Origin of the sequence: Paenibacillus sp. MAHUQ-63, from assembly GCF_028765165.1 — a bacterium.
Classification (GTDB): domain Bacteria; phylum Bacillota; class Bacilli; order Paenibacillales; family NBRC-103111; genus Paenibacillus_E.
Genome location: NZ_JARADB010000005.1, coordinates 1 through 25768 on the forward strand (window position 1 = coordinate 1; position 25768 = coordinate 25768).

Consider the following 25768-nt stretch of genomic DNA (forward strand, 5'->3'; position numbering starts at 1 on the left):
ACAGGCAGGTTACCTACGTGTTACTCACCCGTCCGCCGCTAAGCACCGAAGTGCTCCGCTCGACTTGCATGTATTAGGCACGCCGCCAGCGTTCGTCCTGAGCCAGGATCAAACTCTCCATAATAGTGGACGATTGCTCGTCCTTATTGAAAGCTGAATAGCTCAATTGACTTGCTAGCGAGATTATCAATCTCATGTTTGAACGATTGCTCGTTCTGTTTACTCACTCGTTGTTCAGTTTTCAAAGATCAATGTCTTGCACTCACTACCGCGTTTCCGAAGCAGCGAAAAGTAATATACCACACTAACAAATCTTTTGCAACTTGTTTTTCTCAAGTTACTCGTTATTCCCGCATGTCTCAGCGGCAACTTTTATAAGATACCACAGATCTCACGAACGAGTCAACCCGCATGAACGAAAAACTTTTACCAGCTAGATCAGCACCAATTTCAACCCGACAAGCAAAAGTACACCCGGGACACCCAAGAACGTCACCGTCCCTAGCGTGGCCGTATTGATCGGCAATTCAACGTGCGTATAGTCGCTTAGCAGATTCAATCCATAGAGAAGAAAGGCGGCCACAACAACATTCAGGCATAATGCCGATAACAGCCTGCCGCCGCTGCGGTTGCGCAGCACGACGATAAGCAGCATTAGCGAAGAAAGGATAAGCACTCCCCATACCGCATATTGCGTATACACAAGCTACACCTCCAATAATCGATCCGTGTCGATCATGCTCAAATTCAGCTTCTTGGCTTGCTTGATGAGCATCTCGAATCTTTTCTCCGCAGCTTCCATTGCATAGATGGCATAGTCGATCTGGTCCTTGTCCAACGCAAATTCAAAATGTGCCTGAGCAGCCACCCAGTTCGCGTGAGCCGCACGAATTTCTTGAAGCAGCAACTGCTTGTCCTTCAGTTGTTCCTCTTTGATACTTTTCGGTTGCAGGTTCTTCCTTCCATGCATACCCAATAAAGCCAGTTTCACAAGCATGCCTCCATTCCTCCCAATTGCGGGTTAATCTATCCCTATGCATATGGGAGAAACGTAGCAAATAGAACCACAAAAAAAGAGAGCCTCACGGCTCCCTTCTCGTATCTATTATAATTCCCTGCGGCCTTCCATGGCTTTGGACAATGTCACTTCATCCGCATATTCCAAATCCCCGCCCACTGGCAGCCCATGCGCAATTCGCGTTACACGCAATCCGAACGGTTTGACAAGTCGGGATAAGTACATGGCCGTCGCTTCCCCTTCGATATTCGGGTTGGTAGCCAAGATTAACTCCTGCACGGTCTCATCGCCCAACCGCTTAAGGAGCTCCGCGATATGAATCTGATCCGGTCCGATTCCCTCCATCGGCGATATCGCGCCGTGGAGCACGTGGTAGTAGCCCTCGAACTCTTTGGTACGCTCCAGAGCGACCAAATCCTTGGGCTCCTGCACGACACATATGACGGACCCGTCCCTGCTCTTATCCTGGCAGATCCGGCAAGGGTCGACGTCCGTAATGTTGCAGCATACGGAGCAGTAGTGCAGGTTTCTTTTCACATTAACAAGCGCCTTCGCGAAATCGATCACGTCTTCTTCCTTCATCCGAAGCACATGAAAAGCGAGCCTTCCCGCCGTCTTGGGACCTACCCCGGGCAGGCGGGAAAAAGCATCGATTAATTTGGAAATCGGTTCAGGGTAATGCATTAGAACAATCCAGGGATATTCATTCCGCCTGTGAATTTGCCCATATCCTTATTGGCAACTTCCTCCGCCTTGGCCATCGCATCATTAACGGCTGTAAGTACCAGGTCTTGCAGCATTTCTACATCGTCCGGATCAACCGCTTCAGGCTTGATGGTGATGCTTTGCACTTTCTTGTGGCCGTTCACGACACAAGTCACAACACCGCCTCCGGCTGTGCCTTCGATGATTTTGGTGCCAAGCTCCTCTTGAGCCTTCATCATTTGCTCCTGCATTTTCTTCACTTGCTTCATCATTTGGTTCATGTTATTCATGGTTTGGTATGCTCCTTTGTATTTAGTCTTCTTTGATGGTCACTAGCTCCTCGCCAAACAGTTGAATGGCTTCGGAAATCCATTCTTCCTTCGGCGGCGCTGCGGCTCCGGGATGCCCCTCATCCGCCACAAGCTCCATGACTTCAGGCGTCGAGCTGGTCGCCTCGTTCTTGGCGTCGTCCCACTCCTTGCGCATAATCGTAAGCAATCGCATGGGCTTACCGAATACGGAGGCCAGCACTTGCTCGATAATGAGCTTGTTTTCCGGCTTCTCGGTCGTGTTACGGTGCATATCATTCTTGAATGCAACGAGAACGACATCATCCAGCACGGAAACCAGATCGCCATTCACGAACCAGGCGTGAACCGTTATCTTCCTTTCCTTCACAAGGCCCAGAACCTGACTCCACTTCATGAGCCCCGCCTTCGTCTCCGGCCCCTCCGAAGCTTTCAAGTAGCCGTCCAGTTTAATTCCGGACTTCTTCGAAGGCGCGGAGGCCGACATAATCTTGGCAGCCGGCTTCGCTTGCGGTACAGCCGCGCCCGTTACTCCCGATTTTACCAGTCCGGCTATCTGCTCTTCAAGTTGTTTGAGCCTCTGGGTCATCTGAGCCATGAGATCGCCCTGCGGCATCCGCTGACCGGCATCCGCCGAGCTGCTGACCGCCGCTTGGCCGCCCCCGCCGCGGTGGCCACCGCACATCTTCATGATGGAGATTTCGAGCAAGGTTTGGGGCTGGACGGAATATTTCATTTCGCTCTGGTAATGATTGAGCGTTTCGATCATGCCCATCATTTCAGCCGGTGTGAAGTGACTGGCAATCTCACTAAGCTCTCGCATATCGAACACACGTTCCGTGATGACCGGTGAATTCGGCACCATGCGGACCATGAGCAAATCGCGGAAGTAGTTAATCAAATTTTCTATGCATTTGTCGGCGCTCTTGCCTTCTTGCATGAATGTATCGATCAATTCGAGCGCAGCTCCGAGATTCTTGTCCTTAATATAAAGCACGAGCTTCTTGAATTGATCGGAAGCTACGCCGCCGGTGATGGACAAGATGTCGGACAGCTGAACCTCGCCGGTGGCGAAGGAGGTCGCCTGATCCAGCAAGCTTAACGCATCGCGCATCCCGCCGTCGGATAGTCGGGCGATATAATGCAGAGCTTCCTCGCTGATCGAGATTCCCTCTTGATCACAAATATATTGCAGCCGCTGCACCTGATCGTCCATGGAAACCCGCCGGAAGTCAAAACGCTGACACCGGGAAATGATGGTCGCCGGAATCTTGTGCGGCTCTGTCGTAGCCAATACAAACATCACATGAGCCGGCGGCTCCTCAAGCGTCTTCAAGAGCGCATTGAAGGCTTCTGTCGTCAGCATGTGCACTTCATCAATAATATAAACCTTCTGCCTGACTTCAGTCGGGGCGTACTTGACCTTATCCCGGATATCGCGAATTTCCTCCACCCCGCGATTGGAGGCGGCATCGATCTCGACGACGTCCATGACAGCGCCTTCCGTAATCCGCTCGCAGGCCGAGCAGGCGTTACAAGGCTCCTCCGCCGGTCCGTTCAGACAGTTCACGGCTTTGGCCAATATTTTGGCAGTACTCGTCTTGCCTGTTCCCCTTGGACCGTTGAATAAATAAGCATGCGTCAGGCGATTTTCCCGCAAAGAATTCTGCAGCGTCTGTGTGATATGCGTCTGACCGACCACATCGCGAAACGTCTGAGACCTCCACGTTCGATATAGAGCAATATGTGCCATAGCGTTCCTCTCCAATAATCCCTCCGTGGAATGACTGAATCCATTATACTATAACCCCTCTGGGGATGAAATAGAGGATCACTCACAAGGGCCATTCGTCCCTCAAAATGGGCAAAATAAAAACGCCTCGTAAGAAGGCGTTCTAGTCATTATCGATATATAAACCGTGCACCTGTTATTGATAAAGTGATACAAGCGAACTCTTATCGTTAGCTCAAGTCAGGCAGCCCTTCGGCACATGGAACCTCTCACTTACGGCTGCTTCCTTCCGGACCTGACCGGGTTCATGAGCATCCATTGCGAAGGACCCAACTCTCAACACCACGTGTAAGAGCCAGACCTCACATCACAGTACCGCTAACAGGAATTCAACCTCGCTACAGCGGATTGCGAGTTACAGGGCACCGCTACCTCCCCGTCTAGCACAGTAAAGTTAGTATAGCCGATTCACATGCAAATAGCAACCGAGGGGCAAAATCTACCTCTTAGGGCGTCATTTTCACCACAATGTCGTAACGCGGCATGTTGGTGTCCAGAGCATTCTGCACGAGAGAGCGAAGCTCCTCTACTTGTGCCGGCGTCAGGTAAGCCTTAGGCTTTACTTTCACCCGTACAGTCGTACCGTTCATAGCGATATTACTCTTCTCAATCTCCGGGAACTGGGCAAGCACGGCTTTCATTAGATTGGAATCATCCTCGTAGTGGTGATACGTAGGGTTGAGCGGATTATTCGGATTGACGCTGGTCAAACCCATGTAGCCGTCCTTCTTGTACTGCTGCGCTTTGTACTGGGCATTGGAGTTATCCGGCGGATTCTTGTCGCCCGCATTCATCGCGCAGCCGGCCAAGCTTGCCGTCAGCAAGATCGCTCCTGTCCATCTAAGCATTCCCCTGAACATAAAAACACCTCCCATTGGACTCTAAGCCTAAGCTTAGGATGACCAAGGGAGGACGTCTTATGCTGATTGGCAGCACAACAAATGATGCCAATTAGATTCCGTATTTCTTTTTGAACTTGTCGACACGGCCGCCTACATCGATAAACTTTTGTTTACCTGTGTAGAAAGGATGGCAATTCGAGCAAATCTCCACGCGAAGATTTTGCTTGATTGAACCCGTTTCGAACACGTTACCACAAGCGCAAGTCACTGTGGTTGCATGATAAGTAGGATGAATACCTGCTTTCATGTTGGTTCACCTCTTTCCGCCCTGAATCATGTGCTGAATCAGAGTTAATGGACGTACTTTTGCATTGTAGCACACTCGCAAGTTCGATTGCAACGGGAAATCTTCTCGATTAGAGGATCATGGCCGCATTGCGATCGCTGGTATAAAACTTCGGCGTATGCGAGTAGGAGCCGAGTACGACATCCGGCAATTCTTGTTCGAAAATCTCGATCATCTGCTTCATGCCCAGCAGCTCGCCGCGAGCTTTGGGAATAATGCCGAGATAACTTTCCGGATCAATATTCAGGTTGCGCAGCTGAATCAATTTCAATCCGGTTCTGCGTACGAATTCGATCATCGCTTCAATCTCTTCCTCCCGGTCGGTAACGCCCGGAAATACGAGATAGTTGATCGAGGTAATAACCCCTTTGTCCGTGGCATAGCGAAGCGACTTCTCTACGTTCTTCAGCGTATAGGCCCGCGGCTTATAGTAGGCGTTGTAGTGATCGTCAAGCGCACTGATCGTGCTTACGCGCATCAGATCAAGTCCGGCGTCTACAATGCCGCGGATATGGTCGGTCAAGCCCGCATTCGTATTGATATTGATGTACCCCATCTTGGTGATCTCGCGCACTTGCTTGATCGCCGGAATAATGAGCGCCGCCTGCGTGCTCGGCTCTCCCTCGCAGCCTTGGCCGAACGAGATGATACTATCCGGCGTACGCAGATGCTCCAGCATAATTTGCGTGATCTCGTCGACCCGCGGCTTGAAATTCATCCGGGTCTGCGGAGCCACGAAGCCACTCTCATCCGGTTGTTCCGAGATACAGCCGAAGCATCCGGCATTGCAGGAATAGGATACCGGTACGGCTCCCTCCCACCGCTGCAGGAACGTATTCGAAGCTGTCAGACACTCGTAGCCGAGAGCACAGTTGGACAGATGCGCATACAAGCGGTTCTCCGGGTATTTGGCGGTTAACGACTTGACTTGGGATTCCAGCTCATTGACATCGCAATGAATGGGATTCCAGAAGTACGGGTTATCCGTCAAACGGGCGGCGACGTAGAAGGCGTCGTCCTTCCATACAACGGCCGTGTAACCAAAAAGCGGCAATGCCTTGCTCTTGTCCGATTTCACATAGCCCGGCAGCAGCAGCCGTGTGAACCCCTGCGGGAGCAGCGCTCCAACAGCATGATAATCGCCGGGGACCAGCTTCATCTCTCCCGTCTCGGCATCAATGCCGACCGGCCGTGTGAACGGCAGACTGACGAGCGTTGCCCCCTCGGGCAGAGGGATCAGCTCGTCCTCCATAATTTCGGTGATCATTTCGGCATTCCGGCCAAGCGCCAGGAAATCCGGATGATCAAAGACGTTTCCTTGTGAGTCTGAATAAACCAAATTCATAACGGTACTCCTCTTTATGCGTTAAGACATCTTCGGCAGCCGCTTAGGATGCTGAGTTTTTCACTTTCCCTTTGCTGGCTCCTGACGGACCGCCCGCGGATGGTGAAGCCAAAGAGTCCAAGAACTCTTGATTCGTTTTTGCTTCGGCAAGCTTCTTGATGAAGGATTCCGTATATTCATGGGAATCGTTCATGCCTTTGCGCAGCGCCCATATTTTCTCAAGCTCATCCTTGCTCAAGAGAGCCTCTTCGCGGCGCGTTCCGGACCGGCGAATGTCGATGGCCGGGAATATGCGGCGTTCCGCCATTCTACGGTCAAGGTGAAGCTCGAGATTCCCCGTACCTTTAAATTCTTCATAAATGACGTCATCCATACGCGAACCCGTCTCCACGAGCGCCGTCGCCAGAATGGTCAGGCTGCCGCCTTCTTCGATGTTGCGGGCAGCTCCAAAGAAACGCTTGGGACGATGGAAGGCCCCCGGGTCGATCCCCCCGGATAATGTCCGTCCGGTAGGAGGCACCACGAGGTTGTACGCCCTGGCCAAACGGGTAATGCTATCTAACAGGATGACAACATCCTTCTTGTGTTCAACGAGACGCATCGCGCGCTCCAGCACAAGCTCAGCGACTTTGATATGATTCTCAGGCAATTCATCGAAGGTGGATGCAACGACTTCCCCTTTGACGGAGCGCTGCATGTCCGTGACCTCCTCCGGACGCTCATCGATCAGCAGAACGAAAAGCTCGATATCCGGATAGTTCGTAGAAATACTGTTCGCTATTTCCTTAAGCAGCAGCGTTTTCCCCGCTTTGGGCGGAGCTACGATCAGACCGCGCTGTCCAAGACCGACAGGGGCCAGCAGATCCATGATCCGCATGGAGATCTTCTGGGGCTCGGTTTCAAGTGTAATGCGCTTGTCCGGATACAGCGGCGTCAGCGCAGGGAAATGCAGCCGTTCCGCGGCTGTTTCCGGCTTCTCGCCGTTGACGGCTTCAACCTGAAGCAGTCCGAAATAGCGCTCGTTCTCCTTCGGCGGACGGCACTTGCCCGATACGATGTCCCCTGAGCGCAAATCGAATTTGCGAATCTGGGAAGCGGAAATATAAATGTCTTCAGAACTTGGAAGATAGTTAATGGGACGCAAGAATCCGAAGCCCTCTTGCAGGATCTCCAGAACGCCTTGCATGAACAATAAGCCACTTTCGGCAGCTTGTGCACGTAAAATTGCAAAGATGAGTTCTTTTTTCTTCAGCGTACCGTAGTATGGAATCTGATGTTTCTTAGCTAGTTTATATAATTCAGTAAGCTTGAGTACTTCAAGCTCAGCAAGCTGCATGCTCATGTTTCAACCACCAAACTATTAAATTTTCAATTGGATTCTAGCATTGCCTGTTGTTTGGAACTTTATTCCTCTAGTCTTCGCTCTCCCGCCAAACCTCGGCGCCCAGCGAAGAAAGATTAAACACAAGGTTCTCATACCCACGGTCAATAAATTCGACCCCAGATACTTCCGTGACGCCGCCCGTTCTTACGCTAAGTCCGGCAAGCACAAGCGAGGCTCCGGCACGCAAATCGGTTGCGCGCACTTTGGCCGAGCTAAGCTGCGAACCTTCGATAATCGCGGAGCGTCCTTCGACTTTCATCTTGGCTCCCATCCGCACAAGCTCCGGAATGTGCTTGAAACGGTTGCTGTACACATGATCCGTCAAAATGCTGACGCCTCTTGCCTGGCACAGGAGACTGGCCATCGGAGACTGTAAATCCGTTGCAAAGCCGGGATAAATCAACGCTTTGACATCCACGCTCGAATATTCCGGCTGGCCGACAACCCGAATGGACTCATCCATTTCGTAAATATGTACGCCCATCTCTTGAAGCTTCGCTGTCAAGGCCTCCAAATGCTTCGGAATGACGTTATCGACGGTAACATCGCCTCGCGTAGCCGCGGCTGCGATCATATAGGTACCGGCCTGAATCCGGTCAGGAATGATGGAATGCCGGCAGCCGTGCATTTCCTGAACCCCTTCGATCCGAATGGTATCGGTGCCTGCTCCTTTAATTTTCGCCCCCATCGAGTTTAACAAGGTTGCTACATCTATAATTTCAGGCTCTTTCGCCGCATTTTCGATAATTGTGTTGCCCTTGGCCCGTGAGGCCGCCAGCATGATGTTGATAGTCGCACCTACGCTCGCCATATCCAAGTAAATTTTCGCCCCGCGCAGCTCTTTGGCACGGATTCTCAATGCGCCGTTCTCATTGCTCACTTCAGCGCCCAGCGCTTCGAAGCCTTTGATATGCAAATCAATCGGACGCGGCTCGAAATTGCAACCTCCAGGCAGACCGATCGTCGCCTCGCCGAATCTTCCAAGCAGCGCTCCCATCAAATAGTAGGACGCCCTTAACTTCTTAACTTTCCCGTTAGGCATCGGAAGCGACTTCATTCGACTGGGGTCGATCGTCATCCGGTCTTCGTTCCAATCAATGCTGGCTCCTAAATCCGTTAAAATTTCTGTATATGTAGCCACATCGCTAAGATGCGGCAGATTATCCAACGTTACCGGCGTTTCAGCAAGAATCGCAGCCGGAATGAGTGCAACCGCACTATTCTTAGCTCCGCTAATTTGAACCGTCCCCCGCAGCGGACGTCCCCCGACCACCATTAATTTCTCCAATATGATTCTCCCCCTAAATCCAGGTGCCTTCCTGCAAGCGCAATCCTTCTACCGCCAACCAAATCATAAATAGATTTATGAAAACGACAACATCTCATGAAAATGCATCACGAATAATCTTCCTGCGCCTTCTGAGCGCATAAGATTAAGAAATAGAAAGAGGAAACGCCCGCAAGAACACAAACGGGCGACATCTTCCGTCATCCGTTTGCGCCTTGCCGCATTTCCTGCCTTGTCTATACAATTGTTATTAAGCTTGGTTGCTGCTTCCGAACAATTCAATTTTGGATTTTACTACTTCGACCATTGCGTTGCGAGCTGGGGTGAGATATTTACGAGGATCATAAATTTTAGCGTCCTTGTTCAGAACCGCGCGGATCGTGTCTGTGCAAGCAACTTGGTTCTCTGTGTTCACGTTGATTTTGCCAACGCCTGCTGCGATCGATTTACGAATCATTTCGTCCGGTACGCCGGATCCACCATGCAATACAACCGGTACTGGGATCGCTTTGGACACTGCTTCGATGATGTCGAAGTGAATGTTAGGCTCACCAGCGTACATACCGTGTGCCGTACCTACAGCGATTGCCAAGCAGTCAACGCCTGTTTCTTCGTAGAAACGGATTGCTTCTTCCGGCTTAGCCAGGTTAGCGTGCTCTTCGTCAACGGAGATATCGTCTTCCACGCCGCCGATTGTTCCGAGCTCACCTTCAACGGATACGCCCATTGCGCGAGCGGCTTTCACAACTTCTTTCGTCAAACGGATGTTTTCTTCGAAAGAGTAGTGGGAACCGTCGAACATAACGGAGCTGAATCCTGCACGGATACATTTCATTGCCACTTCGAAGGAACTGCCGTGATCCAGGTGCAATGCGATCGGCAGACCGGATTTCTTCGCTGCCGCTTCTGCGATAGCTACTGTGAATTCAATACCCATATATTTCAGTGCGCCTTCGCTAACACCATAAATGAACGGGGATTTCAGTTCCATTGCCGCTTCCACAATCGCTTGAGCGAACTCAAGGTTGTTCATGTTAAATTGACCCACCGCGTATTTGTTCGCTTTTGCCTTAGGTAAAAACTCATTCATTGAAACCAATGCCATGTTTCTCTTCCTCCTAGAACCTGTAGTTTTGCGTAGACCGCTCTTGTCATACCTGAGTTATTATAGCACATATATATTCAAATGATAACCAAGCCCTCTATTCTCTGCCACAAAAAAAAAGACCCTAATTCTAGGATCCTATTGCATAGCCACTGCTTGATTCATTGTTTAACTGCATATTGACTGCCATGCGCAGTTCGTCAATATCAAACGGCTTCGTGAAATGCATGATCGCACCCAGATCCGTCGCTTCTTTGATCATGTCAAGCTCGCCATAAGCGGTCATCATAATGACTTTGATAGATGCATCGATCGCTTTCACATGCTTTAAAATATCGAGGCCGTCCATACCGGGAATTTTCATATCCAGCAATAAAAGGTCAGGCGAAGAATTTCTGACGATCTCTAAAGCCAATTTACCATTAGAGGCTTGATAAGTATCGTATCCTTCGTTACTGAAAACCTCCATTAGCAGTACGCGAATCCCATTTTGATCATCGACAATCAGTACCTTTTTCTTCATCAGCCTAGCTCCCTCCCGAAAACGAATAACAAATTCCCTATACTTCAGAATACATAGGTATTCGCTATTCGTTTCCATTTTCCTTCCGAGGTCAGGGGCTAATTGAAAACTTTTACAAAAAAGATGTTTGTCAGGAAGCAACCTTACATGAAACGTTAACGTTCGATCCCTTGCGCCGCTTTCACGAACTCACGGAACAACGGCTGCGGACGGTTCGGACGGGACGTGAATTCCGGATGGAATTGCACTGCCAAGAACCAAGGATGGCTTGGAAGCTCAACCATCTCGACCAAACGGCCGTCCGGCGATGTACCGGAAATACGCAATCCTGCGGACTCGATCAGCTCGCGGTACTCATTGTTGAACTCATACCGGTGACGGTGTCTCTCATACACCAGCTCATCGTTGTAGCATTTCTCCGCCAGGGAGCCCGGCACGACTTTGCAAGGATACAGGCCGAGACGCATGGTACCGCCCAGGTTCTCGATATCCTTCTGCTCCGGCAACAAATCGATAACCGGATAAGCCGTCGTCGGATTAATCTCGGAGGAGTTCGCTCCATCCAAACCGCAAACGGAACGCGCATACTCGATAACCGCTACCTGCATGCCCAAGCAAATGCCGAAGAACGGAATTTTCTTCTCGCGGGCATAGCGAATGGCGGATACTTTCCCTTCGATACCGCGGTCCCCGAATCCGCCCGGCACAAGAATCCCCTGCACGCCGGAAAGCAGCTCGTCGACGTTATTGTCATAAATATCTTCGGCATTAACCCAGCGAATCTCGATTTCGGAATCGTTATCGATACCGGCATGTCCGAGGGCTTCTACAATACTCAAATAAGCATCGTGCAGCGCTACATATTTACCGACAATTGCGATCTCCGTCTTCTTCGTCAAGGACTTCACTTTGCGGACCAGATTCTCCCACTCGGTCATGTCCGGTTCGCTCGTTTTCAGCTTCAGGTGATTACAAACGTAATCATCCAATCCCTGCTCGCGCAGCATCATCGGCACTTCATACAGCGTTTCCGCGTCTTTGCATTCGATAACCGCAGCCGGATCGATGTCGCAGAACAAGGCAAGCTTGCGCTTCATGTCTTCGGTCAAGGAATGCTCCGTACGGCATACGATCACGCTCGGTTGAATGCCCAGGCCGCGCAATTCTTTGACGCTGTGCTGAGTCGGCTTCGTCTTGACTTCGCCGGCCGCTTTGATATAAGGAATCAGCGTAACGTGAATGTACATGACGTTCTCGCGGCCGATATCATTTTTCATTTGACGGATCGCTTCCAAGAAAGGCAAGCTCTCGATGTCACCCACCGTACCGCCGATTTCCGTGATGACCACGTCGGATTGCGCCTCGCGGCCCGCACGCAGAACACGGTCTTTGATCTCATTCGTAATATGCGGAATAACTTGAACCGTTCCTCCGAGGTATTCGCCTCTGCGCTCCTTTGTAATAACCGAGGAGTACACTTTGCCGGACGTAACGTTCGAAGCTTTGGACAAATTAATGTCGATGAAGCGCTCGTAATGGCCTAAGTCCAGATCCGTCTCCGCCCCGTCATCGGTTACGAAAACTTCACCGTGCTGATAAGGACTCATCGTCCCCGGATCCACGTTAATATATGGATCGAACTTTTGAATTGTAACTTTCAGCCCTCTGTTCTTCAACAGTCTACCTAAGGAAGCTGCCGTTATTCCTTTGCCAAGGGAAGATACTACGCCTCCCGTAACGAAAATATATTTTGTCACTATGTACGCCTCCTATTGGTTATTTGGTTTGAAAAACGCAGCTCGTACATTTACGCTTCGTTTCCCGCCAGGCTCGCTGGCCTCGGTCTTTCTATGCAAAAGGCTTACACCGTAAGCATTCGCTATCAGGGTCGTTGCTGTCACTGCTCTAATTGTAGTGTCTACCAAACAAGGCTTTTCATGAAACCCATAGTGAAAAACAGTCCAAAAAAACAAAAAAAGTGACACCCGCAGTGACGGGGCACTTTTTGAACGCTTGCGCGATTTGTTAAGATTCTTTTAAAGCCCATGCAATAGTTTACTCTGAACGGACAGTGGCTGTCAAGACAAGTTATTTGTCGTCGTCGTCCTCTTCATCCAATGAATCCTCATCGTCATCCAGATCCTCATCTTCGTCCAGGCTGTCTTCTTCGTCTTCGTCCGTCTCGTCGATACCTTCTTCGCCGAGATCCTCTTCGATCTCCTCATCCTCGAAGAACTCCGTATCTTCATCCGACTCTTCTTCTTCGGCATCTGTACCGAATGCATCGTAGTCGTCTTCTTCTGCGTATGTATCTTCTTCCTCCGCGTAAATGTCCTCATCCAGATCATCGTCTTCATCGTTGATGATTCTAGGACGCTTTGCATTTCCAACCGCATCGTCCGACTTCTCGACCGGATACCAGCGTTTCAGCCCCCAAAGGTTCGTGCCAACGCAAGCAAAACGCCCGTCGATGTTGATTTCCGTATATAGTTGGGCAATCACTTGCATGACGTGCTGCTCAGATAACCCCTTAATTTTTGCAATTTCCGCCATCAGGTCACGGTAATAAAACGGCGTATTCGCCGACTTCAATAATTCAAACGCCAAATCCACCATCGGCATTTCGCGAGCTTGTTCTGTGGTGATTTTGAGAGTGTATTCGCTACTCATTCAGGCACATCCCTTTCGACCGTCTTCTTCACTTCTGTACTTCTTCTATCTACCTTATCCAATATCTTAGTTAAGTAAAACCTATTTTTTCTAAAAATGCAACTACCCCGCCCCCAAAATGAATACAAGCGAAGGTCCCCCTCCGCTTGCGACTGTATCCAGAGGAAACGGTATGAGCGAATCAATGCCGCTTCCTGAACCTGAGGAAGAGACACTCCTGCCTGCGCCTCTCTATTTATCCTATGTAAAACCTGCACATCTGACACGGGTTCGCACCCAATTATTTCTATAAAGGCAATCACACGGTCATCAGGGGTGACCTGTACATATGATAGGGGAGACTCGATTCTAAGCTGTCATGGGGGGATGGCACGTATGGACATAGCCACCTTTCTTTATTTGCTTCATGAGGAAATCGCACTCACCAAGCACTCTGGCAAGAAGCATATGATTCGCTTCTCATCGGCTAAAGACTATTACGCCTACAAGGCTGAGCTTAGGCGGCTGCGCCCCCGCCTCGCGAATCTCGCTAAAGTCCGCGTTCTAGACATCATTCATGCCTTCTCCTGCACGCTTCGCCCCGATTCAAAACTCAAGTACGCCGCTGGCGGCCCGACGATCGTCGAAGACTCCAAAATAACCGTCCATCAGATCATCGGGAACAAAACCATCGCCAAACGCGCAACCACTTTATCCGGTTCCGGCTCCCATGCAATCCCATGGGGTGTCGATCAGATCGGCGCTCCCGAAGTTTGGAACAAGTCGTTAGGCCAAAACATCCGGATTGGGGTCATTGACACCGGCATTGATTACAATCACCCGGACTTGCGAAACTCCATCTCGCGGGGAATCAACTTATTGAACCACAGCATGCTGCCCTATGACGACAACGGCCATGGCACGCATATTGCGGGAACGATCGCAGCTACAGGACGCAACTCCGGCATCATCGGCGTAGCGCCGAGGGCCATCATCCATCCGGTCAAAGCTTTCGACCATAGCGGAAGCGCCTATGTGTCGGATATTATCGCCGGGATCGATTGGTGTGTGAGTAACGATCTCGACATTATCAATATGAGCTTCGGCATGAAATCGTACAACCGAGCGCTCGAGCAAGCGGTTCTGAACGCCTATTATCGCGGGAAGGTCATCGTGGCCTCATCCGGCAATGACGGCAAAAGGAAGACGGTCGATTACCCCGCCCGCTTCCCGCAGGTCGTCTCCGTCGGCGCTACGACCCGGCAGGGACGGATCGCCCCCTTCAGCAACCGCGGCAAGCAAATCGATATCTATGCGCCAGGGGAACGGGTCTACTCTTCCTGGCTGCACGGCAAATACAACGAGCTCAGCGGCACCTCGATGGCTACCGCGCATGTCAGCGGCGTCATTGCGCTGATGCTGGCTATTAAGCCGATGGCGCCGCAGCAGATCAAAACGGCTATCCGCCGCTGCGCCATCAGCCTGAACAGGCGTGAGAACACGCGCTGGCAGCCTGGGCATCTCAATGCCCGGCGGGCCTTGCGCGCGGCGAAGCAGCTCTGATAACAGCAACAAGGGCTGTCCCGAAAGGCGGGTAAAGACCTTTCGGGACAGCCCTTGTGTGTATGGATCGAGGCTTACATGCGCTCCGGAGCGGATACGCCGACCACGCGCAGCGTATTGGCCAGCGTCGTGCGGAGCGCGCCGAGCAGCGCAAGGCGCGCTTGGGTCAAAGCCGCGTCATCCGTGATGACGTAGTGGCCTCTGTAGTAGCTATGGAACTGGCTCGCCAGTTCGTAGACATAGCGGATCATGCGGTGCGGCGCATACTGGTCGGCCGCAATGGCGATCTCCTCCGGGAGCTCGCCGATCTTGCGCAGCAAGTCGAACTCAGCTTCCGACGAGAGCTGGTTCAGATCGACCTGCTCCAGCGGCAGCACCTGGATGCCCTGCTCTTCCGCCTGGCGGAAGATGGAGCAGATGCGGGCATGCGCGTACTGTACGTAGTACACGGGATTCTCATTGGACTGGGAAACCGCCAGATCCATGTCGAAATCCAGATGCGAGTCCATGCTGCGCATCGCGAAGAAATATCGGATCGGGTCCACGCCGACCTCGTCCATCAAATCCTCCATCGTGACCGCTTTGCCGGTCCGCTTGGACATCTTCACCTTTTCCCCGTTCTGGAAAAGGCTCACCATCTGGGCGATCAGCACGACAAGGCGGTCCGCCTCGAAGCCCAGCGCCGTCATGGCCGCCTTCATCCGCGGGATGTAGCCGTGGTGGTCGGCGCCCCAGATGTTGATCAGGCGATCGAAACCGCGCCCGAATTTGTTGCGGTGGTAGGCGATATCCGGCGTCAGATACGTAAAGGATCCGTCATTCTTGATCAGCACGCGATTCTTGTCGTCGCCAAGAGGCGTGGTATTCAGCCAAGTTGCGCCATCTTCCTCATAAATATGGCCGTTATCGCGCAGTTCCTGCAGAACCGGCGGAATCAGGTTATCTTCATAAATCGACGTTTCGGAGAACCAGTTGTCGAACCGAACCCCGAAGCGGCCGAGGTCGCGCTTGATTTTGTCGAGCTCCTTCTTAAGCCCGTAAGAACGGAAATACGCCCGTCGCTCATCCTCCGGCAAGCTCAGCAGGCGATCTCCCTCTTCCGCTGCCAGCTCTGCCGCGAAGCCCTTGATATCATCGCCGAAGTACCCATCTTCCGGCATGACGGCATCTTGGCCGAGCGCTTGCAAATAGCGGGCCTCGATGGACTTGGCCAGGTTCACGACCTGGTTGCCCGCGTCATTAATGTAATACTCCCGGGATACGTCATAGCCGGCCAGATCAAGCACGTTGCACAGCACGTCGCCTACGGCAGCTCCGCGGGCATGTCCCAAATGCAGGGAGCCTGTCGGATTCGCGCTTACGAACTCCACTTGCACTTTCAGCCCTTGACCTACGTTTCTAGCCCCGTAACGTTCGCCTTGCTTCTGCACGTCCGCAATGACGGCGTAGAGGTACACTCTGTTCATTCGGAAATTAATGAAGCCCGGGCCGGCAATTTCCGCCTCGGCGATATTCGCCTTCTCCTTCTGGAGGTTCGCGATGATCTTCTCAGCAATCTGCCTTGGGTTCGTCTTCGCAATCCGGGTTAGCTGCATCGCGATGTTCGTGGCGAAATCGCCATGCGACTTCTCCTTCGGCACCTCCAGAATAATCTCCGGCACCTGCTCGGCCTCCACGATGCCCGCAGCCGCAACGGCTTCTGCGATGGCTTGTTTGACGATGATTTTGACTTCGTTTAGTACGTCCATTCCTCTTACTCCTCCTGAATTAGCAACTTAATTCTGTATGTTCCCGCGTGCGTGCCTGATGCGTACAAATCATATTTCCATCTCGTGATGCCGATGCCGTGCACAGCCTCGCTCTTCAGCTCGTGCGTGTCGACTTCCAGCTCCAGACGGCCTTGCGGCGTATGATAAAATCCGATGCGTTTCTCGCCGGGCACAAACGTTTGCTCCGCTTGCACGTCTCCCTGGCGGACGATGCGGATCTGATTCTCTTCCAGCTTGATGAGCGTCACTGTGCGTCCAAGCTCATTCGGTTCTTCTTCATAGCGGATGTAGGTGTGATCGCCTTTGCGGTACAGATCTCCCCGCGCCTTCTGCACGTTCGTCTCACTCCCGCTCCGGCTCTCAATGCGAATGCGCACTCGCGTTTTATCCGTCATGATTCGTCATTCTCCTATTCTCCATGTCCTAATGCGCCTCATGCCAAGATCAGGCAAATAAGGCAAGTCAGCTATTAGTTTATATGAAAGAACCAATGAATTCAATGTATGTCGTCGATCTCTGTCGGTAAAGACCCCTTTAGGTGCTGTATATAAGCAGCACCGATAGGAAGACGGCGATGCATGACCGGTTGGTCTGCCTGCCGGGGTCCTCCGCAGATGGGAAGCAGAAAGAGGATGTCCCTGCCATCCATGGCTAAGAACATCCTCTAGATCGATCAAGCTAAATCGCCGGTATCGGCATTCCGATGCTTGCCCACTGTTCTTTCGCGGGGCCGTAGGCGCCGATCACGGGTACACCGGCCTGGCGCATAAGAATCGTGAGCTGGCCCCGATGGTGGATCTCATGCTTCAGATAGGCGAACAGTGTCTCGCCGATCGTCCACTGCTGGCCGAACATATTCACCTGTTCCTGCAGCTTCGCATCTGTCAGCTGCGTTCGGACAGCTTCCAAGATCCCTTTCGTCGTGGCGCGATACGCATCCGCGATAGCCGCCGCTTGTTTCGGCGGTGTGGCAGCGGCTGACGGGGCCTCGAACTTCAGGCCGGCTCCGAGCAGCATGCCCCGATCGTTATGGACCAGGTGCCACGCTATGAAACCTAGCGGTCTGTAGCCTTCGGCTTGCGGCTGCTGCAAAGACGCATCGCTCAGTGCGTCCAGCAGCTGCTGGGTTGTTGCGGATTCTTGCCCGTATCCGGTAAGAAAGCTTTGTACGGTAGTAAACATTGTTCTTTTCCCTCCGAGGTTTCGTTTCTGCACAGCTCTTGGAATTAGTGTAACACGGGACAACTGACAGCAGTATGGCAGTGTGGGGAAAATTTCATGCTGGCGAAGAGCGGCCCAGCCCCCGGCTCCGGCTAACGGACACAGCGGCGCTTATTCGCCGTTTTGGGCCCGCCTCGCGGCGCCAACGGACACACATGACGCTATTTGCGCATTTCAAGCGAGATTTCGCCTGGAAATCGGCAAATAAGCGCGCTGGTGTCCGTTAGATTGCCGACGGGGCCGTAGCCGCCGAAATAACGGCCGTGGTGTCCGTTAGCGAGCCCGCGCCCGGCGAGACACGGCGGCGGCGAAGCGCCGACTCGGCCGAGTCGCATGCTGGCGGCGCCACGGCGAAGACCGGCCGGAGTCCAGGAGCCTCGGCCGAGCCCCCGGCTCCGGCTAACGGACACAGCGGCGCTTATTCGCCGTTTTGGGCCCGCCTCGCGGCGCTAACGGACACATGTGACGCTATTTGCGCATTTTCGGCGAGATTTCGCCTGGAAATCGGCAAATAAGCGCGCTGGTGTCCGTTAGATTGCCGACGGGGCCGTAGCCGCCGAAATAACGGCCGTGGTGTCCGTTAGCGAGCCCGCGCCCGGCGAGTCCCGTCTCCGACCATGCCGCCTGCACGGCCGAGTCGCACGCTGGCGGCGCCAACGCCAGCCGCGCATGCGGTCCACGGCGGACGCACTCGCCAATGCGCCAACCGCCGACGCCTTGCCGGCGAGCGCAAAAAAACCGCCAATTCCCCTTGTCTCCAAGAAGGCGCTGGCGGCTTAATCTTTTTATTTGATCAAATCTTCGACAAATTTAGGAAGAACGAACGCTGCTTTGTGCAGGCGTGCCGTGTAATACTTCGTCGGGAACTCCGGAATGGAAGCTTCCTCGACTTGCAGCGGATCGTGCTTTTTGCTGCCCATGGTGAACGTCCACAGCCCGCTTGGGTAGGTAGGAATGTTCGCGCTGTATACGCGTACGATCGGGAAGATTTCCTTCACATCGCGGTTCACCGTTTGGATCAGGTCCGCTTTGAACCAAGGGTTGTCCGTTTGGGCAACGAAAATGCCGTCTTCTTTCAACGCATCATAAATGCCTTGGTAGAAGCCTTTGGTGAACAGCTCGACCGCCGGACCAACCGGCTCCGTGGAGTCGACCATGATGACGTCGTATGTATTCTTGTGGTCATGAATGTGCATATAGCCGTCGTTCACGATAACTTCGACGCGCGGATTGTCCAACTCACCGGCAATCGTCGGCAAATATTTCTTGGAGTACTCGATAACTTTGCCGTCGATATCGACCAGCACCGCTTTCTTCACCTTCGGATGCTTCATGATTTCACGAATCACGCCGCCGTCGCCGCCGCCCACAACAAGCACTTGCTCAGGGTTCGGGTGCGTCACGAGCGCAGGGTGCGCAACCATTTCATGGTACACGAACTCGTCTCTGACCGTTGTCATAACCATGCCGTCCAGCGTCAGCATCGTGCCCCACTCTTCGGTTTCAATCATAGCCAGATCCTGGAAATCCGTTTGTTCTCTTACATAAGTCTCTTTCACTTTGGCTGTAATGCCGAAGCTGTCCGTTTGTTTCTCTGTGTACCACAAATCCATGTTCATTCCTTCTTTCGCCTCTATATTGGATGAATAATGACTGACATTCGTTATCTCTAATCAGTGTTCCACCGGCCTCAAAAGTCATGCAAAATCCGCTCAACTTTCCCGACCCTTCATACGCACAAATTGTATTATAGTTCATTACCCCCAAAATGCAATATTTTCCTAGGTCTTTTACCGATTTCACAAAAAATATTTACAATTTGTTGAATACGGACTGCCATGCTTTTCCATACTGGTTAATACGGCCTAAACCGGCATGAAAGGAGGCAGGATACGATGTCCGATAACGAAAACAACCGTCAACCCGATACAGGCACACCCCCGAAAGCAAGGGAGAAAGAGGTCCCCGCGTCCATGCGCTGGATGCGCCGCATTAAGAAAATGTTTTCCTTCTTCTTCACCTCCTGCGTGCTTCTGCTCATCGCTGCGGCCGTCTTCTTCGTTTATTTGCGCGCTCAGACCCTCCCTGTCACCAAGATGCTGCAAACCTCCCAAATGTTCGATACGCATGGCGAGCTGATCGATACGTTTTATTCGGGGCAGAACCGGCAGGTCGTCACGTTGAACGACATTTCGCCGTACCTCATTAAAGCTACGCTCGCTGTGGAGGACCAGCATTTCTACGATCACTTCGGCGTTGATGTGAAAGCGGTGGCCCGCGCGGCGATCGTGAACGTGCAGGCGATGGCCAAGGTTCAAGGTGCAGGCACGATCACCCAACAGCTGGCCCGGAATTTATATTTGAATCATGACCGAACATGGACGCGGAAAATCAAAGAAACGATCTATGCGGTTCAATTGGAAATGCAGCTGAGCAAGGATGAAATTCTCGCCGATTATTTAAATCAAATATACTACGGTCATTCGACCTACGGCATCGAGACGGCTTCCGAGCTGTTCTTCGGCAAGCACGCCAGCGAGCTGACATTGGCCGAAAGCGCCATGATCGCCGGTGTTCCGAAAGGACCGCGATACTACTCGCCATACTATGATTTGCAAAATGCGATGGACCGGCAGAAGGTCGTTCTGCAAACGATGGTGCGCAGCGGCTTCATCACGCAGGAGGCAGCGGACGCCGCCGCCAAAGAGAAGCTGACAATTCAGCCGTTAACGAAGAAGAAGCCCGCAGCAGCCCCCTATTTCCGGGATTATGTGCGGACGCTCGCAACAGAACAGCTGGGCATTTCGGAGGAGCAATTCGACGAAGGCGGCATTCGCATCTATACCACGCTCGATAAGAAAGCGCAGGATATCGCCGAGAACGTGGTGGCCAAGCAATTGAACGGCAAAACCGAGCTGCAAGCAGCCCTCGTCGCCATTGACCCGCGATCCGGAGAAATCAAGGCGATGGTAGGCGGACGAGACTACTCGGAGAACCAGTTCAACCGGGCGCTCTCGAATACGAGACAGCCTGGGTCATCGTTCAAACCGATCGTTTATATGGTCGCTTTGGAGAATGGGTATACCCCTGTCACACAGGTGAAAAGCGAACCGACGGTCTTCACCTACGACGAGGGCCGGCAGCGCTATACGCCGAGGAACTTCAACGACCAATACGCTAACGCCAACATTGATATGCGGCAGGCGATCTCGAAGTCGGACAATATTTATGCCGTGCATACGATTCTGGATGTCGGACCCCAGAAGGTCATTGATCTGGCCCGCAAGCTGGGCATCGATTCACCGATGAAGCCACTGCCGTCGCTGGCGCTCGGCTCCTTCCCGGTCAGCCCGCTCGAGATGGCTTCCGCCTTCGGCACGATTGCGAACCAAGGCATTCATAAGGAAACGACGGCGATTGTGCGGATTGAGGATGCCGGCGGCAAGATTTTATATGAAGCGAAGCCGAAGGAAGAGCAAGTGCTCAATCCGGCCGTCGCCTATGTGATGACGAATCTGATGGAGAGCGTATTCGAGGAAGGCGGTACGGGCAATCGGGTTGCCGGGACAATCAAGCGGCCGATTGCGGGCAAAACCGGAACGACCGACACTGACGCATGGCTCGTCGGCTTCACGCCTGAGCTCGCTACCGCCGTATGGGTCGGCTATGATAAAAGCCGGGACATCTCAACCGTCGAGTCCCACCTGGCCTCGCCGATCTTCGCGGAATTTACGGAGCAGACGCTGGAGGCGATACCGCCGAAGCTGTTCCCAACTCCGGAAGGCGTCACCAGCGTCTATATCGACCCCGCGAGCGGCAAGCTGTCCAATGAGGACTGCCCGAATGCCCATCTGGAAGCTTTCCTTGCCGGCACGGAGCCGACGACGTACTGCACGGGCAAGCCCGCCAAGCCGGCCGCCGGCGAGGACGGCAAGAACCCGGCCAAGGGCCAAAACGGTTCTTGGTGGAACGACCTCAAGCGCTGGTGGAACGACTGACCGCGCGGTTTCGGAAAACACAAAAAGGCAGAACTAAGCGCGTCTTAGTCTGCCTTTTTGCTGTCCTAGTATATGAGGTAACATACACTAGGGTCTAGTATACCCGGTTCACAAGTGCGTAACAATGGATGACACATAATGTTCATAATCTCTATGAAGCCTTGCTGCGATTAGGAAAGGGCATCTTTCAACGCTTGGTCCGAGCGGTTCCACCATTCCACATTATGGGCGATAAGCCGATCTTTGAGCAGGGCGCGCTCGTTATCGGACAAGCCTTCGAGGATGAATTTGCGCTTCATGGCCGCATCCATTTTGTTCACGTGGTCGGCAAGAATTTTCCATCCTTTGCGCGCTTCCGTATCCACCAGCATTTCGCAGGCCGACATGCCGGCATAGTAAGCACCCTCCTCGGTGCGGTCTACCGCCACCCACACGATCCAGGCTTTACGACCGTTCGGCACGTCGTCCTTGTTCGTCGAGAATTTGATCCCTTTCTCGATTTTACTCTTCGCATGAAGCGTCCCCTCATCCAGATACGCCTCATCGCCGTCAATAATAATTCCCGAAACGTTGCTAAGATCGATCGCTCCGGCACCGAAGCCTTTGTGATTCACTTTGGAGCTTACTATATTCAAGGCCAGCTTCTTTTTGTCCGCTTCCATGAGAACACCTTCCACTCTTCGTAATGTTAAAATGACGCTTTGCTTTCATTGTAGCTAAAGTCCATCTCCAGAACAAGAGCCGTGCATCCTGCCCCCGCCAGGCCGTGCCGGCATGCTTGCCAACAATTCTTTTCAGCTCATAGAAATAATCCCCAGGTTGTCTACATATACATGCTGTAGATGCTTGTTAGGCGGGGTGAATCTATTGAGTGTTCTGTTCAAAAACCGCAAGGTACAATGGTTCGTGGTTATGCTCCTTGCAGCAGGCGCCGTCCTGCTGTCTGAAACTTTGCTCCCATCCGCAAGTAAACCGGTACTGCCCGTCGTCTCGCGGGACGAACCTTCAGCTCCGGCACCGGACATGCAGCCCGCGGATCGCGGCAAGCCCCCGGAGAAGCAAACGCCGGAACCGCTCAGTTACCGGATTGCGGAATATCACATGAACGTTGCCTATACGCCGGAGACAAGGCAGCTCCAAGGGCAGCAGACCTTTACATGGGAGAACCCCGGCACCGTTCCTGTGCAGGAAATTTACCTTCATTTGTATCCGAACGCTTTCGCTTCTAAGAAAACGACATTTATGCGCGAATCCGGCGGCAAGCTGCGCCAAGATGAAGCAACGGACGATAGCACCGGACGAATGGACTTGCTTTCCGTGAAATCGTCCGAAGGTGAGGATCTGACGCCGCGTATGGCGTTCGTGCAGCCCGATGACGGCAATAAAGACGACCAGACGCTGCTCAAAATCCCGCTGTCGAAACCGGTTGGAGCCGGAGAACGCGTCACCCTCAAGACGGAGTTCCTCGTCAAGCTGCCCGCAGCTTTCGCCAGAATGGGCTATGTGGATGACTTCGTCATGGCCGGGCAGTGGTTCCCGAAAGTGGCGGCTTATGAGCGCGCAGGCACAAGGGGCCGTGCCGAGCCGGGCTGGAATCTCCATCAATACCACGGAAATTCCGAGTTTTACGCCAATTTCGGCCTTTATGATGTGAAGATTCAAGTACCGGCCAATTACACCGTAGCGGCTACCGGATTCCCGGTGAAGCCTGCCGTGACGGAGAACGGTACGAAGACGTACCAATTCTACGCCGATGACGTGCATGATTTCGCCTGGTCGGCATCGCCGCATTTCGTGTATGTGGAAGAGCCCTTCTCTACACCGCAAATCCCCGGCGTCAAGATTAAGCTTTACCTCGATCCGAATCATCAAGAATTGAAGGACCGCTATATGATCGCCGCCAAAAAGGCGCTGTCCCGGTACAGCCAGTGGTACGGAACTTATCCCTACTCCACGCTCTCGATCGTCGTTCCCCCTCCGGGCGGCAACGGCGCAGGCGGTATGGAGTATCCGACCTTGATAACCGCATGGGGAGCCAGCGATAAGAATCCGGACCTCGATCTGGAACGCGTCGTCGTTCATGAGATCGGACATCAATACTTCTATGGACTCGTAGCCACCAATGAATTCGAGGAGGCGTGGCTGGACGAAGGATTCACCTCCTATGCCGAGGACAAAGTAATGGAAGCTGACTTCGGGCAAGCCCCTAATCTGCCTGTGGAATCAAGCTACATCACTTCCCCCCTTGCCCTGCAAAAAAATGCGTGGACGTACGGAGGCCACGATCAATATGCGGAAAATGTTTATACGAGAGGCAAGCTTGTGCTGAAAGCAATTGAAAAGCAGGTTGGCGCGAAGACGATGGACCGCATCATGCGCACTTATTTCCAGCGATGGGAATTCAAGCATCCATCCACCCGCGACTTCCAGGCGGTCGTCGAAGAAGTGACGAAGACGAAGTGGGACGAATTCTTCAACGCTTACGTCTACGGTTCGATGATGATGGACTACACCGTCGAGAGCATTCGTGTGAAAGCCACCGGCAGCAAAGGAACGGGACCTTATGAGAGCTCCGTCCTCATCTCCAAGCGCGGCGGCAACTCGCCCGAGGTGCCGATTCAATTCCATTTCGCCGACGGGACGATGCTGGACAAAACGTGGGACGGCAAGGAGAGCAGCATCGAGTTCAAATTAACGCACACCACGCCGGTCGACTGGGTCCGCATAGACCCGAACTATACGCTCATCCTGGAGAACAAACATATCAATAATTTCATGCAAACTGAAGTGGACACCAAGTGGAAAATCCGCTGGAACCTCGGCATCATCCAATTCCTGCAGGCTATCTTTGGGTGGGTCGCCTGGTAGGCGCCCCACTCTCAATTAACGCTTACGAGGCAAGTTTTCCTTAGGAGGGAACCCCGTGAAAACCTATCTCAACTATGGCTTCAGGGAGGCATTGCGGCAGCCCTTCGCCACCATTGTCTTGTTCATCTATCAGATGGGCTGGGGCATCCTGCTCTATAAGCTGGTGCAGGGGGTGCTCGTCCCGCTTATGCACCGCTATCCCGGCGGCGACCAGCCGAAGGAATCGCTGCACCTCTTTCTCGCGGAGAGCCAGTTCCAGCTGATCAAAACTGACCTCAGCCACTCCTACCTCTGGTGGCTAGCCGTGCTGCTCCTGATTCGCATGCTGCTCACCCCTGTGCTGAACAGCGGCGTCTACTATTCGCTCACGCATACGGATCAAAACGCCGGTTACCGCTTCTTTCGCGGCATCAAGGAGCTGACCTTGCCCTTCTTCATCGCCTATTTGACTCGCCTGGCGCTGTCCCTGCTCCCGCTGATCTGGCTGCTGCCCAAAGCGCAGCGCCTATTCGCGCACAGCACCTCCTACGAAGAGGCCGTCCTCCACTTGCTGCCTTGGCTTGCAGGCATGCTCGTTTACGGCTTCCTCCTGCATCTGCTGTTTATGTATGTCCAGTTCGCCATCGCAGCCCATATGGGCATTATATCCACCTTAATGACCTTCATGCGGCATTCGCTGCCGATTATCGGTTTGTCGCTCATTCTTCTGCTGAGCTCAGGGCTTCTGACGGGGATTACCGTCACGGCAACCTATCTGTGGGCAGGGCTTGCGGCGCTGATGATCTACCAGCTCTTCCCGTTATTCAACATCTTCCTGCAAATGTGGGCGATTTCGTCACAATACCAGCTGCTTACAGCGAAAAGCGAAGGGTGAAGCTCCCCGCTGGTATGCAAGGTTATCCGCCAGGTCCGTTCGGATCTTGGCAGATAACCTTTTTCCACTTTTTTCGCTTCTTTTCTTGCTTCCTCTCCCTCTCCGGCATTCCTCCGGCGCATGGATATCATGAACAAGACACTCATCTCCATGCACAAAGCCGCATAAAC

25 protein-coding genes, 1 rRNA gene and 1 other RNA gene are annotated in these 25768 nt (G+C 52.8%); 4 read left to right on the top strand and 23 right to left on the bottom strand.

Features of this window, described 5'->3' with window-relative positions; translation table 11 throughout:
• The 16 genes from PUT07_RS25955 to rpoE all read right to left on the bottom strand — a co-directional run.
• Window positions 1-124 (bottom strand): 16S ribosomal RNA (locus PUT07_RS25955); the annotation flags it as partial.
• A gap of 309 nt (window positions 125-433) precedes the next feature.
• Window positions 434-703 (bottom strand): pro-sigmaK processing inhibitor BofA family protein, encoded by a 270-nt coding sequence (locus tag PUT07_RS25960; RefSeq protein WP_274471680.1) that lies wholly within the window; start codon window positions 701-703, stop codon window positions 434-436.
• A 3-nt stretch (window positions 704-706) separates the two neighbouring features.
• A complete protein-coding gene (locus tag PUT07_RS25965) occupies window positions 707-997 on the bottom strand; it encodes a DUF2508 family protein (RefSeq protein ID WP_274471681.1) in 291 nt (96 codons plus the stop codon).
• Window positions 998-1105: 108 nt separating this feature from the next.
• Window positions 1106-1702, bottom strand: a complete 597-nt coding sequence (gene recR, locus PUT07_RS25970; protein ID WP_274471682.1) for a recombination mediator RecR — start codon at window positions 1700-1702, stop codon at window positions 1106-1108.
• Entirely contained in the window at window positions 1702-2013 is a 312-nt protein-coding gene (locus tag PUT07_RS25975) for a YbaB/EbfC family nucleoid-associated protein (protein WP_274471683.1), read from the bottom strand. Before PUT07_RS25975 ends, recR begins: the two co-directional genes overlap by 1 nt.
• Before the next feature lie 22 nt (window positions 2014-2035).
• Window positions 2036-3784, bottom strand: coding sequence for a DNA polymerase III subunit gamma/tau (dnaX, locus tag PUT07_RS25980; RefSeq protein WP_274471684.1), 1749 nt, complete (start codon window positions 3782-3784; stop codon window positions 2036-2038).
• Window positions 3785-3948: 164 nt separating this feature from the next.
• Window positions 3949-4212, bottom strand: an RNA gene (gene ffs, locus PUT07_RS25985) — signal recognition particle sRNA large type.
• A gap of 57 nt (window positions 4213-4269) precedes the next feature.
• Window positions 4270-4683: a hypothetical protein gene (locus tag PUT07_RS25990; RefSeq protein ID WP_274471685.1), complete on the bottom strand. Its 414-nt coding sequence runs from the start codon at window positions 4681-4683 to the stop codon at window positions 4270-4272.
• Between the two features lie 91 nt (window positions 4684-4774).
• Complete coding sequence (gene rpmE / locus PUT07_RS25995) at window positions 4775-4972, bottom strand: 50S ribosomal protein L31 (RefSeq protein WP_029197218.1); 198 nt, start codon at window positions 4970-4972, stop codon at window positions 4775-4777.
• 109 nt (window positions 4973-5081) lie between these two features.
• Window positions 5082-6356, bottom strand: coding sequence for a radical SAM protein (locus PUT07_RS26000; protein WP_274471687.1), 1275 nt, complete (start codon window positions 6354-6356; stop codon window positions 5082-5084).
• A gap of 43 nt (window positions 6357-6399) precedes the next feature.
• Window positions 6400-7698, bottom strand: coding sequence for a transcription termination factor Rho (gene rho, locus PUT07_RS26005; RefSeq protein ID WP_274471688.1), 1299 nt, complete (start codon window positions 7696-7698; stop codon window positions 6400-6402).
• A 70-nt stretch (window positions 7699-7768) separates the two neighbouring features.
• Window positions 7769-9028 carry a UDP-N-acetylglucosamine 1-carboxyvinyltransferase gene (locus PUT07_RS26010; protein WP_274471689.1) on the bottom strand — a complete coding sequence of 420 codons (1260 nt, stop codon included), beginning with the start codon at window positions 9026-9028 and terminating at the stop codon, window positions 7769-7771.
• Window positions 9029-9278: 250 nt separating this feature from the next.
• The gene (gene fba / locus PUT07_RS26015; protein WP_274471690.1) at window positions 9279-10133 is read right to left on the bottom strand and encodes a class II fructose-1,6-bisphosphate aldolase; all 855 of its coding nucleotides are present in this window, start codon (window positions 10131-10133) and stop codon (window positions 9279-9281) included.
• A gap of 130 nt (window positions 10134-10263) precedes the next feature.
• Complete coding sequence (locus PUT07_RS26020) at window positions 10264-10656, bottom strand: response regulator (RefSeq protein WP_274471691.1); 393 nt, start codon at window positions 10654-10656, stop codon at window positions 10264-10266.
• Between the two features lie 155 nt (window positions 10657-10811).
• Window positions 10812-12413 carry a CTP synthase gene (locus tag PUT07_RS26025; RefSeq protein ID WP_274471692.1) on the bottom strand — a complete coding sequence of 534 codons (1602 nt, stop codon included), beginning with the start codon at window positions 12411-12413 and terminating at the stop codon, window positions 10812-10814.
• A gap of 331 nt (window positions 12414-12744) precedes the next feature.
• On the bottom strand, window positions 12745-13326 hold the full coding sequence (gene rpoE / locus PUT07_RS26030) for a DNA-directed RNA polymerase subunit delta (protein WP_274471693.1): 582 nt from the start codon (window positions 13324-13326) through the stop codon (window positions 12745-12747).
• A gap of 375 nt (window positions 13327-13701) precedes the next feature.
• Here rpoE and PUT07_RS26035 point away from each other — a divergent pair, with 375 nt between their 5' ends.
• Complete coding sequence (locus PUT07_RS26035; RefSeq protein ID WP_274471694.1) at window positions 13702-14868, top strand: S8 family peptidase; 1167 nt, start codon at window positions 13702-13704, stop codon at window positions 14866-14868.
• Window positions 14869-14942: 74 nt separating this feature from the next.
• Here the strand turns inward: PUT07_RS26035 and argS are convergent, their stop codons facing one another.
• The 6 genes from argS to speE all read right to left on the bottom strand — a co-directional run bounded on the left by argS (window position 14943) and on the right by speE (window position 19471).
• Entirely contained in the window at window positions 14943-16616 is a 1674-nt protein-coding gene (argS, locus tag PUT07_RS26040; protein ID WP_274471695.1) for an arginine--tRNA ligase, read from the bottom strand.
• Between the two features lie 5 nt (window positions 16617-16621).
• Complete coding sequence (locus PUT07_RS26045; RefSeq protein ID WP_274471696.1) at window positions 16622-17032, bottom strand: DUF1934 domain-containing protein; 411 nt, start codon at window positions 17030-17032, stop codon at window positions 16622-16624.
• A 283-nt stretch (window positions 17033-17315) separates the two neighbouring features.
• Window positions 17316-17819, bottom strand: a complete 504-nt coding sequence (locus tag PUT07_RS26050; protein WP_274471697.1) for a DinB family protein — start codon at window positions 17817-17819, stop codon at window positions 17316-17318.
• A 200-nt stretch (window positions 17820-18019) separates the two neighbouring features.
• Window positions 18020-18268: a hypothetical protein gene (locus tag PUT07_RS26055; protein WP_274471698.1), complete on the bottom strand. Its 249-nt coding sequence runs from the start codon at window positions 18266-18268 to the stop codon at window positions 18020-18022.
• A gap of 58 nt (window positions 18269-18326) precedes the next feature.
• Window positions 18327-18515: a hypothetical protein gene (locus PUT07_RS26060; protein WP_274471699.1), complete on the bottom strand. Its 189-nt coding sequence runs from the start codon at window positions 18513-18515 to the stop codon at window positions 18327-18329.
• A gap of 128 nt (window positions 18516-18643) precedes the next feature.
• Complete coding sequence (speE, locus tag PUT07_RS26065; protein ID WP_274471700.1) at window positions 18644-19471, bottom strand: polyamine aminopropyltransferase; 828 nt, start codon at window positions 19469-19471, stop codon at window positions 18644-18646.
• A 282-nt stretch (window positions 19472-19753) separates the two neighbouring features.
• Here speE and PUT07_RS26070 point away from each other — a divergent pair, with 282 nt between their 5' ends.
• Complete coding sequence (locus tag PUT07_RS26070; RefSeq protein ID WP_379240657.1) at window positions 19754-21856, top strand: transglycosylase domain-containing protein; 2103 nt, start codon at window positions 19754-19756, stop codon at window positions 21854-21856.
• Window positions 21857-22026: 170 nt separating this feature from the next.
• Here PUT07_RS26070 and PUT07_RS26075 read toward each other — a convergent pair whose 3' ends face one another.
• Window positions 22027-22518, bottom strand: a complete 492-nt coding sequence (locus PUT07_RS26075; protein ID WP_274471701.1) for a YwhD family protein — start codon at window positions 22516-22518, stop codon at window positions 22027-22029.
• Window positions 22519-22768: 250 nt separating this feature from the next.
• On the opposite strand from PUT07_RS26075, the gene PUT07_RS26080 reads away from it, so the two are divergent.
• Both PUT07_RS26080 and PUT07_RS26085 read left to right on the top strand, forming a co-directional pair.
• Complete coding sequence (locus PUT07_RS26080) at window positions 22769-24724, top strand: M1 family metallopeptidase (RefSeq protein WP_274471992.1); 1956 nt, start codon at window positions 22769-22771, stop codon at window positions 24722-24724.
• A gap of 55 nt (window positions 24725-24779) precedes the next feature.
• On the top strand, window positions 24780-25598 hold the full coding sequence (locus PUT07_RS26085; protein WP_274471702.1) for a hypothetical protein: 819 nt from the start codon (window positions 24780-24782) through the stop codon (window positions 25596-25598).
• The last annotated feature ends 170 nt before the right edge of the window (window positions 25599-25768 follow it).

What these genes read in the sequence shown, in the direction of transcription:
- PUT07_RS26070 (WP_379240657.1), top strand. Translation starts at nt 19,754, where the DNA reads ATGTCCGATAACGAAAACAACCGTCAACCCGATACAGGCACACCCCCG.
- rho (WP_274471688.1), bottom strand. Translation starts at nt 7,698, where the DNA reads ATGAGCATGCAGCTTGCTGAGCTTGAAGTACTCAAGCTTACTGAATTA.
- PUT07_RS25975 (WP_274471683.1), bottom strand. Translation starts at nt 2,013, where the DNA reads ATGAATAACATGAACCAAATGATGAAGCAAGTGAAGAAAATGCAGGAG.
- rpmE (WP_029197218.1), bottom strand. Translation starts at nt 4,972, where the DNA reads ATGAAAGCAGGTATTCATCCTACTTATCATGCAACCACAGTGACTTGC.
- PUT07_RS25965 (WP_274471681.1), bottom strand. Translation starts at nt 997, where the DNA reads ATGCTTGTGAAACTGGCTTTATTGGGTATGCATGGAAGGAAGAACCTG.
- PUT07_RS26075 (WP_274471701.1), bottom strand. Translation starts at nt 22,518, where the DNA reads ATGGAAGCGGACAAAAAGAAGCTGGCCTTGAATATAGTAAGCTCCAAA.
- PUT07_RS26000 (WP_274471687.1), bottom strand. Translation starts at nt 6,356, where the DNA reads ATGAATTTGGTTTATTCAGACTCACAAGGAAACGTCTTTGATCATCCG.
- speE (WP_274471700.1), bottom strand. Translation starts at nt 19,471, where the DNA reads ATGGATTTGTGGTACACAGAGAAACAAACGGACAGCTTCGGCATTACA.
- rpoE (WP_274471693.1), bottom strand. Translation starts at nt 13,326, where the DNA reads ATGAGTAGCGAATACACTCTCAAAATCACCACAGAACAAGCTCGCGAA.
- PUT07_RS26045 (WP_274471696.1), bottom strand. Translation starts at nt 17,032, where the DNA reads ATGACGGATAAAACGCGAGTGCGCATTCGCATTGAGAGCCGGAGCGGG.
- PUT07_RS26035 (WP_274471694.1), top strand. Translation starts at nt 13,702, where the DNA reads ATGGACATAGCCACCTTTCTTTATTTGCTTCATGAGGAAATCGCACTC.
- PUT07_RS26080 (WP_274471992.1), top strand. Translation starts at nt 22,769, where the DNA reads ATGCTCCTTGCAGCAGGCGCCGTCCTGCTGTCTGAAACTTTGCTCCCA.
- PUT07_RS26020 (WP_274471691.1), bottom strand. Translation starts at nt 10,656, where the DNA reads ATGAAGAAAAAGGTACTGATTGTCGATGATCAAAATGGGATTCGCGTA.
- PUT07_RS25990 (WP_274471685.1), bottom strand. Translation starts at nt 4,683, where the DNA reads ATGTTCAGGGGAATGCTTAGATGGACAGGAGCGATCTTGCTGACGGCA.
- dnaX (WP_274471684.1), bottom strand. Translation starts at nt 3,784, where the DNA reads ATGGCACATATTGCTCTATATCGAACGTGGAGGTCTCAGACGTTTCGC.
- fba (WP_274471690.1), bottom strand. Translation starts at nt 10,133, where the DNA reads ATGGCATTGGTTTCAATGAATGAGTTTTTACCTAAGGCAAAAGCGAAC.
- PUT07_RS26050 (WP_274471697.1), bottom strand. Translation starts at nt 17,819, where the DNA reads ATGTTTACTACCGTACAAAGCTTTCTTACCGGATACGGGCAAGAATCC.
- argS (WP_274471695.1), bottom strand. Translation starts at nt 16,616, where the DNA reads ATGGACGTACTAAACGAAGTCAAAATCATCGTCAAACAAGCCATCGCA.
- recR (WP_274471682.1), bottom strand. Translation starts at nt 1,702, where the DNA reads ATGCATTACCCTGAACCGATTTCCAAATTAATCGATGCTTTTTCCCGC.